This is a genomic window from Psychromonas sp., from assembly GCF_047632955.1.
Taxonomy (GTDB): Bacteria; Pseudomonadota; Gammaproteobacteria; order Enterobacterales; family Psychromonadaceae; genus Psychromonas.
Genome location: NZ_JBLIED010000003.1, coordinates 79,874 through 94,284, shown reverse-complemented (window position 1 = coordinate 94,284; position 14,411 = coordinate 79,874). Strand labels below are relative to the sequence as shown.

13 protein-coding genes and 2 pseudogenes are annotated in these 14,411 nt (G+C 38.2%); all 15 read right to left on the bottom strand.

Annotated elements, in window-relative coordinates; all coding sequences use genetic code 11:
• Positions 1 to 328: 328 nt before the first annotated feature.
• Positions 329 to 961, bottom strand: coding sequence for an alpha-ketoglutarate-dependent dioxygenase AlkB family protein (locus tag ACJAZP_RS03665; protein WP_415229375.1), 633 nt, complete (start codon positions 959 to 961; stop codon positions 329 to 331).
• A gap of 138 nt (positions 962 to 1,099) precedes the next feature.
• Positions 1,100 to 1,714, bottom strand: a complete 615-nt coding sequence (locus ACJAZP_RS03660) for a LysE family translocator (RefSeq protein ID WP_415229374.1) — start codon at positions 1,712 to 1,714, stop codon at positions 1,100 to 1,102.
• Positions 1,715 to 1,801: 87 nt separating this feature from the next.
• Positions 1,802 to 2,521 (bottom strand): TSUP family transporter, encoded by a 720-nt coding sequence (locus ACJAZP_RS03655; protein ID WP_415229373.1) that lies wholly within the window; start codon positions 2,519 to 2,521, stop codon positions 1,802 to 1,804.
• Positions 2,522 to 2,616: 95 nt separating this feature from the next.
• Entirely contained in the window at positions 2,617 to 3,003 is a 387-nt protein-coding gene (locus tag ACJAZP_RS03650) for a tautomerase family protein (RefSeq protein WP_415229372.1), read from the bottom strand.
• Positions 3,004 to 3,121: 118 nt separating this feature from the next.
• A complete protein-coding gene (locus ACJAZP_RS03645) occupies positions 3,122 to 3,541 on the bottom strand; it encodes a VOC family protein (protein WP_415229371.1) in 420 nt (139 codons plus the stop codon).
• Between the two features lie 106 nt (positions 3,542 to 3,647).
• Entirely contained in the window at positions 3,648 to 4,322 is a 675-nt protein-coding gene (locus tag ACJAZP_RS03640) for a DUF2726 domain-containing protein (protein WP_415229370.1), read from the bottom strand.
• A 158-nt stretch (positions 4,323 to 4,480) separates the two neighbouring features.
• On the bottom strand, positions 4,481 to 4,717 hold the full coding sequence (locus ACJAZP_RS03635) for a hypothetical protein (protein WP_415229369.1): 237 nt from the start codon (positions 4,715 to 4,717) through the stop codon (positions 4,481 to 4,483).
• Between the two features lie 58 nt (positions 4,718 to 4,775).
• Positions 4,776 to 5,231 (bottom strand): GNAT family N-acetyltransferase, encoded by a 456-nt coding sequence (locus ACJAZP_RS03630; RefSeq protein WP_415229368.1) that lies wholly within the window; start codon positions 5,229 to 5,231, stop codon positions 4,776 to 4,778.
• Between the two features lie 361 nt (positions 5,232 to 5,592).
• The gene (locus ACJAZP_RS03625; protein WP_415229367.1) at positions 5,593 to 6,921 is read right to left on the bottom strand and encodes a YihY/virulence factor BrkB family protein; all 1,329 of its coding nucleotides are present in this window, start codon (positions 6,919 to 6,921) and stop codon (positions 5,593 to 5,595) included.
• A 767-nt stretch (positions 6,922 to 7,688) separates the two neighbouring features.
• Positions 7,689 to 8,828: pseudogene (locus ACJAZP_RS03620) on the bottom strand (zinc-binding dehydrogenase).
• A gap of 96 nt (positions 8,829 to 8,924) precedes the next feature.
• Positions 8,925 to 9,602, bottom strand: a complete 678-nt coding sequence (locus ACJAZP_RS03615; protein WP_415229366.1) for a glutathione S-transferase family protein — start codon at positions 9,600 to 9,602, stop codon at positions 8,925 to 8,927.
• Positions 9,603 to 10,383: 781 nt separating this feature from the next.
• Positions 10,384 to 10,743, bottom strand: coding sequence for a glycoside hydrolase family 3 C-terminal domain-containing protein (locus ACJAZP_RS03610; protein WP_415229365.1), 360 nt, complete (start codon positions 10,741 to 10,743; stop codon positions 10,384 to 10,386).
• Between the two features lie 131 nt (positions 10,744 to 10,874).
• Positions 10,875 to 12,275, bottom strand: coding sequence for a glycoside hydrolase family 3 N-terminal domain-containing protein (locus tag ACJAZP_RS03605; protein ID WP_415229364.1), 1,401 nt, complete (start codon positions 12,273 to 12,275; stop codon positions 10,875 to 10,877).
• Between the two features lie 370 nt (positions 12,276 to 12,645).
• Positions 12,646 to 12,807 (bottom strand): annotated as a pseudogene (locus ACJAZP_RS03600) (transposase); the annotation flags it as partial.
• Positions 12,808 to 13,225: 418 nt separating this feature from the next.
• Positions 13,226 to 14,308, bottom strand: a complete 1,083-nt coding sequence (locus ACJAZP_RS03595; RefSeq protein WP_415229363.1) for an endonuclease/exonuclease/phosphatase family protein — start codon at positions 14,306 to 14,308, stop codon at positions 13,226 to 13,228.
• Between the last annotated feature and the right edge of the window lie 103 nt (positions 14,309 to 14,411).

Here is a 14,411-nt window from a genome sequence, read left to right as displayed (position 1 = left end):
GATAGTTAGCACTGTTTATTTTGTTTAAATTTGATACTGAAGTAGCAAATTTAATAAACCAATTAATAGGTTAAAAAGGAAATGAAAAATATTAATCATGTAGATAGAGACGAAAAGTCGGTATCAACAATAAAAACACGAAATAACGCTTACCTGTATATGAAAAATGTAAAGTTAAACTGAGGAGGGGATATAAAACATCCATTTTTGTCAGCTGTTACAAATAGATACGAATAAAGTTTACGGCAGAAGTAGCGTTTCTTTTATCACCTGGTTTATCAATCAAGCATGTAAAATATGTTTAATATATTTATTTTTTAAGATGCTTTTAATATGAAGTATTCGTTTCTTTAATCATTCTAAAGGTTAAATTAATACGGGGAGTGATGACTTTTTTAGTGGGTGGTAATCGATGTAACCAATGACGTTGAGTTTCACCTCTCATTACCAGCAGGCTGCCGTGTTGCAATGAAACTGAAATAGTTTGCTGATTCACTTTATGTTTAAAAGAGAATTTACGTTCAGCACCAAAACTTAATGACGCAATTGCTGCATTTTGTTGTAAGTCTTTTTCTGCATCACTGTGCCAGGCCATGCCCTCTTCGCCACTGTGATACAAATTCAGTAAACAGGCATTAAATTGATGCCCGGTTGCTTCTTCGACTTTTTGTTTCAGCTCTAATAATTCAGCCGTCCACGGTAAAGCGACTTTTGTCATATTAGAGTAGGTGTAATGGAAAGGCTTGTCAGCATACCAAGCCACTTCGCGTTGAGTGACAATGACTTTACCGAATATATTCGCTTGATCATGCTTCCATTGGATTGTTTCGAGAAAGGCATCGAAGTAATAATTAGCTTGGTCAAAAGGAATTAACAGCCCATGGTATTCCACCACACCATCGTAATTAATGATATTAATCGGTGAATCTTCTAGTGCTGCAAATAAGTCCATGTTGTACATTTGATTTCCTCTTTAAAATTATTAGATTCATCATCAATAATACTTAATTGCTTATTATAAAGGCCTGTAGAATTTCAACAATCAATAATAATACGAGGCAAAGTAAACAGCACTAAAGGAGTATTTATAGTGATCTTGCTATGCAATATATTGAATAAACAACTCTTTTACTACTGGAAAAACAGAACCAATTAATAACAGAGCCATAGATAAATTAAATATTTTTTGGTGTTTTGGCGAATTGAGATATTTTTTAAGACCAACACCAAAAACCAACCAAATCCCGACACAAGGAAAAGCAACTATAAAGAAAGCCAACGCAATAAAAATCACTTGCGAGAATATATCTGACGAAATGGAAGTGTAAGCTGAAACAGCACCTGTGGCCATAACCCATGCTTTGGGGTTTACCCACTGAAACAATGCAGCTTGAGTAAAGCTTAAGGGCTTAGCTTTTTTCACTTCTAGTGAAGTCGGCTGCGATGATGCGATAAGCCAGGCTAAATATAATAGATAAGCGACACCTAGTACCTTTATTGCTTCGTGAAACAAAGGGTACATTTCAAATACAACACTAAAGCCTAAACCGACCATTATTACCATTGCAGGAAAGCCAAAACAGATGCCTAACAAGTGTGGAATACTATCTTTAACTCCGTGGTTAAGACCGGAAGTCATAATCATTATATTATTTGGGCCAGGTGTTACCGTTGTTGATGCTGCAAACATAATAATTGCTAAATAAATTTCCATAACCGTTGAATATTCCTTGTTGTATAGCCCCATTAATAGGCATTTAATAATTGGCTTAAATAGAACGAAGCGAAACCGAGATGGCTGTTATAACGGAACGGCAGTGACCAACATTCTAATTGCCATTACGCTTAATAAAATTTTAATAACAAGAATCAACTTTTCATTATTTGTAACTAATCTTATCCGTGTACCAATAAAAGATCCAAGAACCGACCCCAAGACCATATACACTAACAAATTAAAGTACCCCACAAACGATACGCCAATAACCATAAATACAGGAACCTTTGCTAAGTGGCTAATAGTCATGAACATTGAGCTAGTTGCTATGATCTCATCTTTTGATCTTAGATCCCTAGTTAAAACGGCAAGTGATAATGGCCCCGTCGCGCCAACAATTAGCCCCAAACCAGTTTGAAATAAACCAATAATATAATAACTTTCAAATTTTTTAATTAATTTAGTAAAGCGCTTACTCCATAAATTAAGAATAATATACAACCCAATAGCAATCGGCACATACTCAGTTGATATATTCGATAATAAAAAACCAAATAGAAATATACCAATAAGCGAACCGACAAGAAACTTTGGAAGTAGTACCCATTGAACATATTTTAGGGAAAACACAACGCGCGATGAATTGCTGGCTAATTGCGTAATACCGTGAATTGGAATTATTAAATTAGGACTTAAAAATAGAGGAAGAACCGCTATTAGCAAAATACCGCCACCAAAGCCAATAATGCCAGCAATTAATGATGTGATAAAAGAAATGAGCCCTAAAATATACTCGATATGCAAATTATGTCCTGTTCGCCTTAATAACAGGAAAAATTTGGTGGCTAAAATACGAGTGCAGCGAGGTAACCGGCCGGTTTTTATGCTTGTTAATTAACTTATAGATTTACTTTATATTTTAAATCATTAACTTCATCACCGGTTATTCCACGAAACCCCCAGCAATGTTTAGGTTGTTCTTTGATTGTTATTTCAATGTCTACAGGTGAAATATTGAGATGCTTTTCAATATGTTGAAAGAGTGATTTTATTAATGCTTTTTTGGTCTCTATTTGACGACCTTCCATCATGTTTATTTCAATAACGGTATAGTTATCTGATCGACCGCCTGGATAATAGAAATCAGATTTATCCATGGGAATAAAACGATGAATACGCTTATCTTCAGGCATACCTAAAATAGCTTGCATAGATTGATTAATCACATCTGATAATTTAGCTTTTATTGGATTGAGGTTTTCTTTAATACCGTATATTACTATCATGTAGCTCTGTCCTTAAACGAATACCGCCGCATCAAGCGGACTAAGATTATTGGTTTTAATGTATAGGAGCAAAACTGAGCCAACTGTATTAGTGCCGTTTAAATGCATTGTTTTACCTTTATTCGTATAAAAACTTCTCGCTAACATTGTCGCTACTATACTCGACTAACTCCCACTCGAACCCAAAATTGTCAAAGAAATACAACCTTTTACGGTATTTTTCTATGGGAGTATCGATACTTCGTTTGTACCCATATTTCACTAAATCACTTTCGACTTTCAGAAGGTCATCAACAACAATTGCAATATGATTAACTCCATAGTTCTTATATGTTGTCCGTGGGCTCTCAGGATCTGAATCTAAATGAGGCTCTTGAAGGGCAAAATAATATTCGTCATTTCCAATATGAGCCCAACGATAACTAGAAGATGATTTTACATCCTTTCTTACTTTGAAATCAGGCGCGACTATTTGAATAAATTTAATCGCTTCATCTATATTTGGAACGGTGATATTTACATGTTCAATTTTCGACACGAATAACTCCTAGGGTATAACGTCTGAATAACAGACAAAATTTAATTGATCAAAATACCAGTACAGCAGAATAGTCAGCCGTATTTTTCCCCTTTTAATTAATATCTTATATTTTTATTGGTTCAATATGTCGACATTTGGGATACCCACTACAAGCCCAAAATTCACTGCCAATAGACTTTCCCTTTTTGGCAACTTTAATGTGCATTTCAGATGAACACTTAGGACAAAGTTTCTTGCTTGTTTCAAGCTCCGTTGCAGCTAACAATAATGCTTTTTCTTGAAACTCGGAGAAACAAACACTCAATGATTCTCGAATATCATTAACACTATATGTTGATTTAGCCGGAAATCTGATTAATGGGAAATCAGCGGATTTACATGCAGATTCTAAGAAAGCATCTCTAGATTTTTGTTTTTCACTATTGTGAGATTTATCATCTAACTCAATGCCACATACAAATGACAAATCACTTTTATTACAGAGAACAAAATCAAAGTGCTTAGCTGATATTTTATTAAACGCTCTTTGCCAAGCTCCTTTTACACCGCCTTTTGTAGGTGTAATGGCATCTGCAACTCGCACTTTACCAAAAGCAATAACATCATCACTGATAGCTTGGTTTAGTACACCAAAAAAAGATCGTTCGGCAGGAGTAAAAAGCACATCTAACCTTTCATAAGAATGTTCAAAGTTTTCACTTTCTTGTTTAGGCTTCACCTTAAGTTTAAAAAAAATAAAAAGGATAAAAACGATTACAACTAAAATAATTAAATTCACAACGACTCCTTGATGTATACCAATGCGCGTAACAACGATACCTAGGATTGGTGCTGTTTGTTACGGCTATTTTTTTGTAAAAACCGCGACATGACTAAAGTGTCCGATTGCTTGAAGTTGTTAGCTAACTTAGCGCACAAACAAACTAATTAGCAAACTCATTGAAATTCATCACCAAGATTTTCTAGTTTTTTGCGTCCACATTTTTTACAAACAACATACCTATCAATCAGATCTAGCGATGCACCGACTTGGCTGGCTACGCCTCCAAAAAAACCTGAAAGAAAGGCTTTAAATTGCTCTTTTTTACTTTTACCGTATTTTGAAGGCTTCTGCTTAATAACTTCTTTATGCTCAGTTTCTTCGCCGCAATGTTCACAAAATTGCTTTAACATTCTTGAAGCTCCATTTCTTATATTTGTTAGCTAACGGCTTCAACAACAGCACTTATGTTTATGTGCGATGAAGCCCATAAACAGCATGGTCGACAATTCGCCCATTTAGGTTTTCTGCATTAGAAATTACCCCCTCTCGCTTCATACCTAAACGCTCACAGACAGCTATACTGGGAAAATTTTCAGTCGCTGCTGATATTTCGACTTTATGCATTTCAAGCTCATTAAATGCAATATCTATCAATTTTTTGCAAACGCGAGTCATGATGCCATTACCTTGAACTGACTCTGTTAGCCAATAACCAATATCGACTTTCTTCAATTCATGATTGATAGTATTGAAGCCAAAATTACCAACTAATTGTTCATTGAACCAAATTCCACAGACCATTGATTTACCATCTGCATAATCATGAAGAGATTTACGAATAAATGAAATAAAGTCCTGCTTATTTTTACAATGAGGGGGCCAAGCTAACCACTTTTCAAGATAGGTAAAATTATCCTTAACCAACTCTGAGTAGATTGGAGCAAAAGACTATTGAACCAGTGACAACTTAATTTCATCATCTATTATTGTGCTAAACAATAAACTCTCCTTGTAATCTAACGTCGCAAATAACCGCGCCTAGGTTGGCGGAGTTTTTGCTGGTTCTTTGTATTATTCGAAAATAAAATAAGAGTATGCATGAGTAATCCTTTACGTTTATAGTTCTCGGGAGCACATTTTCAAGTTATATCTCGTCGTAATGCCAGAAAAAGCTATGTGCTTAGAAAAGTGCATTCAGACTTAACCCCACAGCCCTCTGGCAGACGGCTCTGTTTTTAAATACTCTCTATTGAGTTCACATCTGGTGTAGTTTACACATTTACGCTTAAATATCCTTCAGGGCAATATTGGATGGCGATTTTTCAATAGATGCCTTAAATTTTTCAAAAGTTTCTTTTAGTTTATTGAATTCGTCGGAATTTATCATTGGAACAGCATCAATGCCATCTTGATCTAAGACTTCCATAACATTAAAAATCGTTAGGAATTCAGGATCACGTGCCGGTTGGTAAAATAAGGTATCAGCATCATTCAATTTAACCTCAACCAACAGACCTGCTTCAGTTAATTCAAAAAGAATCTGACGTACAAGCCGAATCGGTAATTCTAAAAAATGTGATATTTGATCTGCGTGCCAGGGTTTTTCTCCCTTACAAAAATTTTTAACACTTAATTGAACAATGTATAAGGAAATTAATAGCTTAAATGAATGACTGGTTTTTAGACAATCCGGCTCAAACTCATAGGTTTCCACATTTTGTTCCGCAAAAGAAACCTCTGCACCTAAAAGGACAATCAGCCAACTCATCTGCAGCCATACTAAAAATAGCGGTAAGGCCGCAAAGCTTCCGTAAATGGCGCCATATTTTAAGACTCCCACCTGAAAGGTGATATAAACCAATTGGACAATCTGATAAATAGTCCCAGCAATAATCCCTCCTAAAAGGCCTGCCTGAAAGTTAACTTTGGTATTAGGAATAAAAATATAAATAAAAGTAAATACCGTCCAGATGACTGCATAAGGAAGGATTTTAAGACTGATGATAATAAGCGGCACAATCGGTCCGAGAAAGGATATTTTTTCTACCAGAAGTGTCACTTGGCTAGTAATAATGACGGTAGCACTGCTAGATAGAATTAATAAAACAGGGCAAATCAACATAATAGAGACATAATCGCTAAACTTTCTCCCAAGACTTCGACTTTTCTTGATCCCCCAAATTTCATTAAAGGATTCTTCTATCTGACCTAATACTTTGATCACAGTCCAAAATAATACGACGGTACCAATCCCGGCAATCACACCTCCTTGAGTATTTTCAAGCATCGCCTGAGAAAACCCGATCAGTTTCTCAACGACCTCTTCCTGCCCCTGCAGGTTATTAAATAATAAAGTTTCTAATTTTTTATCAAAGCCAAACCCTTTTGCAATGCCAAAAGCCATAGCAGCAACCGGCACCATGGATAATAAAGAGAAAAAAGTTAAGGCCGAGGCCCGCAACATGCATTTATCTTCCGCAAAACCACGAACCGCCAACAGGATAATACGCAGTTGACGAAGAGCAAACAATTTCACTCCTGATAGCTGGTTAGCCCGAATCCGCCAAATATCCGTTTCAATAAAATTAATGATCTTTGTAATAAATGATTTCATTAATAGTCCCTTATTATAAAAATTTAGAAAGTATGAAGCTTTGAGTGCTCAGCTGATCTAATAAAAGCCTTGACGAAGAGATAGGAGATATCACACCTAGCAATACGCAGTTTTCTGTTAGTCTGCGCATTTTTAAGAAATTTCAAAATAAAACCTAAGTAATTATTTTCCTTTTGTCCCGCTTGAACAGCTGGTCATATGCCACTGTGTTTACCATATGAAGAATAAGTTTTTAAACCTAAAATTACCATAAGAAAGAGTGATAATAACAGAATGCAAATGCAATTCGCTTCAGGTATTTTATTTTGCCCAGTCAAAGCCCCTCGATGAGGCTATCGTCAAATCTTATCAATCAGGTGGGTTACATAATCAAAGAATTTGACGGCTATTTTAAAATACATTATTGATCAGTAAGTTGTATTGTAGCTGCGGGTAAAAAATAAGATAATGCAAAATGAAAGACTTGATACCACAGACCCGCTTTCAGCAATAACTACATGACGTAAAGCGATTATGTCGATCAAGTTCGAGTAAAACTGAAGACCCATTAACTCTGAGTTTTCACAAATTAATGGTTTCGTATTTCAACCGTAATTACGGAATAATTTTGTATCAGTACCTGTTTAACAATAAAGTTTGAGATTTAGCTTGCTGCTTTTTATTACCAGTAAGTAAATAAAAAAGCAGACCAATAATCGTTATCTGCTTTTTATTCAATCAGTTAAGAAGTCGCTATTTTGAGGCTTAATTATTTATTTAAAACTTAACTACCTTTGAGGGGTAATTAAGTACTTCTCACCTGTAGCATTTTTAGAATAAGCCGCTATTGATTGTAATTGTAATACCTCTGCCAATGACACTTCATGTGTGTAGTGGCTAGCAAATGTGGTGGTTATCTCATCTGCAACACGATTACGCATCGCCATAACAGTTTTAGTACCTAGTTTGCCTAGTGCATTGAATAATAAGAATCCATTGACACCCCAAGCAAAACCGAAGTTACGATTTAAGGTAATCGGGCCACGGTTTAAGGCGCCATAAATGTAAACTTGTTTGAAAGTATCAGAGCCATAAATGGTGTGTTCTTTCATATCACGCGCTGCAGCAACTTCCATACAGTTAAGGATGTCACTTGTTAATTGACCGCCACCAATTGGATCAAACGCAATAGTTGCTCCCGTTTCAATAATCGCCGCCGTTAAGTCAGCAAGGAAAGACTCGCTATTTGAGTTTACAACCTATTTTGCGCCCATTTCACGTAACAGCGTTTCTTGTTCTGCTTTGCGTACAATGTTAATTAAGTCGATGCCATCGGCAATACAAATACGGTTTAACATTTGACCAAGGTTAGACGCCGCCGCCGCATGAATGATGGCTTTATGACCTTCAGCTCGCATCGTTTCCACCATCGCTAATGCGGTAAGCGGGTTAACAAAAGAAGATGCGCCTTGTTTAGCCGTAGTGCCTTCTTTTAATACTAAGCAGCTTTGCACATTGGCACAGTGATATTGACGATAAGTTCCACCGCCAATTACAGCAACGGTCTTACCCATTAATGCTTGTGCCGCAGATGATGAGCCGGCTGCTACAACCGTTCCCGCACCTTCATTACCAACAGGCGTTGCTTTACCAACACGTGTTTTAAGCGCTGGCATAAACTGAGCGGGAACATCAGCAGTAATGACAGGGTTTTGTTGAGTGCCCGATTGTGTCGCGGTTGACATATCAGCGCCGCTGAACAGAACCCCTAAGTCAGACGGGTTTAATGGCGCGGCTTCAATGCGAATAACGACTTCATCGGCACCAGGTTGTGGCATTTCGATCTCTTGTAAAGCAAGTGTTAATTTATTGTCTTCGCTGATTGTTGAAGTAAGTTGGATATTTTTATTTGTATTGGTATGTGTCATTTAAATTTTCTCCTGAAAATAATTAATTTTTTGAGCCAATCACTTTATTGTATTGGTCATACTGTGTTGGTAATAATCATTTAGCCTTGGGTGTTTTTATTTAGCCTTCGCTGCTTGAAACTGAACTTTCAACTTTTGCATAAACTCCGGCTTGTTTGCCAAACGATCTTCCTCCACGTTTTGGGCAATGACAGATTGACTCATGGAATGGTTCCACTCTTTCATTCCCGGTACCTCTGCAAGTACATCCCAGTCAAGTTGGCTAGCGCCAAAAGTGCTGACAATGGTGTTTACGTGATAAACGTAGATGTCAGCCATCGTGAATTGGTCACCTGCAATCCAAGGTGAAAACTGACACAAACGGCTTAAGGCGGTAATGCCACGCTTTAATACTTGGCGTACTTCAGCTTTAACCGATTCAGGCGCTTCAGTACCTGAAAATGCATAAGGTATAAGTCGTCTACTTGGCAGTTCAAAATAAAGTTCTGCGATTTTCATGATTTGACGCACAACAGCACGCTCTCCGGTATTTTCAGGGTATAGCGGCGTGGCCGGATAGGTTTCTTCGATAAAGTCACAAATGACACTCGATTCTGAAATATGAAGGCCTTCAGACGTTGTAATAACAGGTACTTTGCCTGCAGGACTGATTGTCAGTAACTCGTCACTACCACCGTAAATAAGGTTTTCTTGGAATGGCAGTTCTTTGTGTAGAAGTACATGTTTCACTAGATTGTAATAGTTGCTAGCGGCAAAACCGTGCAAAGTAATCATAAGTCAGTTTTCCATCATTAACGTGAAGGTTGTTTTTAATTGCCGAAAAAATGCAATTAAAGCGCATGTATTTAACACGCTGCAACAGGATCCAAGTTGCAATGTTTAAGTTAAAGACATTATTACTTGTTTTAATTTGGTTATATATAAGGGGAAATGTGAATCACTATTGCTTTTTGAACAATAATAAAGCGGAAATACTCAATTTTATGGAGAAGTTAGTTGGATCAACTACGAATTAATAATTGGACAGCCAAATATTTAAAAATATTCATTTAACGATAAATAAAAACAAACCAATAGCAATAGAAAGCATTACAAGCGAACTAATAAATAGGTCGTCGCAATTGGTTTTTACTGGTTACCCAGCATTTACCAGTATGTGCTGCGAACAAGGCTAATTCCTCCAAGGAACCCACTGCGCCTTGGTAATATTTACCGAAATTATTTGCCAACGTTAAGCAAATTTTTGTATCTAGACCGAGTGCGTTGAGTAATTTAGGATGTTCACTAGGTATCGCACCACGCTTATCTTCTCTTAAAATACGCCCGATCCAATCGACTAACTCAATGCAATCTAATAATGAAAAGGGAATACCTTGATTGTTATGCTCATCACCAATAAAGCTAAATAGTGATTACTAAAAGATAGAATGGCAATAATCATCAGTCAAAGTTTTTGGGTCCAGCTTCATTTAGCTTCCAGCTTCAATTTTTATTAATCTTGATATGAAAATTAAAAACCTGTCCCGTCAACTTGCTTGCCCTACCACCTAAGATACTAGTCTAATGGCGAAAAAATGATATTTGATATAACACACCCAGGTGCAAAGTTAAGCGTCCCCCAAATAGCAGACGGTGTGCTCGGAAGGTTATCGGATATCTGTAATGTATCATTAAATGTTAAGCCATATCCCACTGGAAACAGGGCATTAGAGGTCTCACTCGGTGAGCCGGTGCAATCGTATGCAGGCCAATTTACACTCAAACGACCGTTGATTTGAGACTCGCCAAATAGTCCATCAGCCACGCCGCCACCTTCCGTTCCCGGTAGCCAGGCCACCACAAAACTTGAAGATTGGTTAATTTGAGGATTCATCCACAAAGGTCTTCCACCGAGATAGACAACAACAATGGGCAAATCCGGTTGTTTAGTTCGTAGTTCTTCTAATGCACTAGCCCCGGCACTGCCCTTTTGTTGCGCAAATGAAGTGCCTAACCAGGGTTCAATATCGCCATTGCCTTCTGCATAGAAACGCTCGGATAAAACAATTATGCTGCTGAAACATCGTTTTGCATTGCGAAATTATATGAAGTGAATACTTGTCCACCTTCAGGCTTAACCAGTGATTTAATGCCGGATAAGATAGTTTCACCTGCGGGATAAAACATTTCCTCCAAACTGTAACCTTGCCAATCTATAGACCAGCCACCTGCTTGTCGCGAGATATTGTCACCGTTAATCACTAAATATTTTTTAGATTTACTTAAAGGTAATAGCTGATCACTGTTTTTTAGCATCACTAATGATTGTCGTACCGCTTGGCGAGCCAGTGCTTTTATTTCAGGTGAACTCATCAATTCACTATTACCTGAATGTTCTCTAAGCGATGGTTGAACCTGTTCAAATAAGCCTGCGCGCATTTTTACTCGAAGAATGCGGCGCACCGCATCATTTATCCGTGAAAGTGCTATTTCACCATGTTCAACCTGACCAACCGTATTTTCAATAAACGGCTTCCAATTCTTAGGCACCATGAGCATATCCACACCGGCGTTGATTGCAGCAGGACAGCTGGCTATTGAACAGCCAGCTATCTGCCTAATAGCGTTATAGTCAGAGATAATGAAACCATCAAATCCCATTTTGTTTTTTAATACTTCGCTGAGCAGGTAATGATCTGCGTGCAGCTTGGTTAGCCACCAACTGCTAAAAGAGGCCATCACAATTTGCACATCGGCTTCTAATGCTGCGTAATAGCCCATTGCCTGCATATTAATCAGTTCATCTTCAGTGATATATGCTGCGCCTTGATCATTCCCATTTTTCACTGCGCCATCCCCAATAAAATGTTTAGCCGTGGCTAATATTCCATCAGTGCTTAAATTATCCTGCAAGCCACTTACCATCGCTTTGCTTAAGTGATAGACCAACTCAGGATCTTGGCCATAACTTTCGTAACTGCGTCCCCAACGCGTGTTTTGTACCACCGCAACTGTTGGCGCAAATGTCCAATCCAGACCAGTGGCTCTTACCTGACTCGCCGTTGCCCGGCCAATGTTCGCAACTAACTGCGCATCGCCAGACGCGCCTAAACCAATATTATGCGGGAACAATGTCATCCCCTTCACACTATTATGACCGTGAACTGCGTCAGTGCCCCACATAATAGGGATCTTATGGGTTGTTTGTTGTGATGCTAGCCAGTAGCTGTCAGCTCTATCAACCCAGTCTGAAAGTGAACCATATACGTAACCGGGTCGAGACCCCGCTTCATTTAAAACAGACCCTAAAGCATATTCTTGTACATCACTAGGCGACACCCAGCTAATTTCTCCATGTGTCATCTGCCCAATTTTTTCAGGCAAGGTCATCTTGTTTAATAACGCATCGATACGCGCTTCAATTTCAGGGGAAAATGGTTTTCGTTCAGGCTTTGGCCACTCATCCATGTGCTTTGAATAACGATTGTGTAGATTGACTTTTTATTGGGTTGCCTGATAGCTGGGGTGGTACAAAAAAAACCAATAAATCCATACGAGCGCTAATAGAGTAATAATTAAATAAGGTAGTCTTAAGTAAAATGGTTTTGGTTTTTTATGCATTATCACATTCCCAACTTGATTTTTAAATTTATAACTGGCTGTTTTTTAAGTTTAATTTCATAAGGATGTGGACAACCATAAACTTCTGACGGCAACATAATACTCTTTTCGTTATTAACAAACCGAAACGATAATCGAAATAATTTAATTTCTAATCATAAAAAATAAACGAATCGGCCGCAAGCAACCGAGTTTTAAGATAATCCAAAGCCTTGAAAAGCCAATGCATTCGATCAACCACCCACTGTCGGCGATGCTCAAAGGATTTTTCTATGTATTTATCTTCACCGCATAAATATGCACGGCGAACGCAACGAGAGATGCAATGGTAATAAGGGGTATCCGATAGCGATACTTGTGATTGGCGAGATTGCGTCATAACAAACTATTTCCTAGTATGCAAAACACATTACTAAAAGATAGAATGGTGATATTCATCAGTCAAAGTTTATGGGTGTCCAGTTTCACGTTTGAAGTCGGCCGTTAACACGACCAAGAACTGCGTCATTAAAACCACCGAAAGAAAATTCCTGGGATTCACGCTTCGGGCAGGACGTCGCCCTTAGATGAAGGCTTAATGAGCAGTTCCAAAACACCGTGGATACAGCAAGCGTTAAACGTCTACCTGAAATATCAAGGATCAGTGGCACTGGGTGATATGGATGGGTCAGAACTTCACTATTCTGAGTGCAACGCTATGTGCGTCCCGCATCCCGGGCTGAGGGCTAATGCCCGATTAGTTGAGCTTGCAACGCTCATTACAATCCATCGTTTAAGGAAGTAAATTTCACCTAAGCTTATCCATTTAGCTTTGGCACATCCTGCTTACTCACGCCTTTTTTTTCAGCTACTATTTTACCCTGATGGTGATCCTTATCATCAGCCGTTAGCCCCTCTTGATCTGCACCCACCTCAGGGTTATACATAAGCACTGTAAAAAGTGCAAAGTGATCTGAGCCAATCGATGGCAAACGCTGTATATTTTTTACATTAAAATGCGAACTGTGAAATAGATGATCCAACGGCCAGCGTAAAAAAGAATAATCTACATGAAAGGTATTGAACATGCCACGTCCTACGCGAGGGTCAAGTAATCCACTGATTTTACGAAAAAGTCGAGTTGTAGCAGACCAAGCTACATCATTAAGATCACCCGTTACTATAACTGGTTGCTGAGTCTCTGCGACACTTCTAGCAATGGTAATCAACTCAGCATCCCGTTCTGTCGACTCAGTGTTTTCAGTGGGACTCGGTGGTGCAGGATGGACGAAATGCATTTGCACTTTATCTCCGGTACGTAGCTCCAAAGATAAATGTATTGATGGAATATCCTTCTCAACCAAGTAAACTATTTTTTCTTTACTAAAAGGCAATCTAGAATAGACATGCATGCCATATAAATTTTCAAGGGGACACTTGACGCTATATGGCATGTCAACCTCCAATACCTTGAACTTGTTTTCCCACCATTGATCCGATTCCAGAGTGACTAGAATATCGGACCTATATTCTATAACAAGAGCAATTAACGCATCACTGTTACGGTTTGTTTTTAAGACGTTAGATGTAATGATACTGAGCTGCCTATTGGGATCAATCTCTTTGGAGGTTTTAACCTCACTAGGCCAGATAAGGGTATAAGGTAATACCCACCATAACTGCCAAAAAAAACAGAGGGCTGTGGCAGAAATGAGCAACCAAGTAACAATCATTTGCAGGTCGAGAAAAATAAAATGAACAATAAGCAAGGCCGCAGCAAGTAACGCAATTTGCAGACGCGGAAAATCCATTCCCCTGACGACCCAATGTGTATATTTAAATAATGGCAGTACAGTGGCAATGACAATCAATAATGTGGCTATAGCAGATATCATTAACATATTGCTCCCCGTTGTTTATTTTTAAGCATAACTACATATCACTCCCAGTGCGTTAAGCATTATTTTCGTCTAACTGCGTTATTGGTATCACTATGCAGCCTAA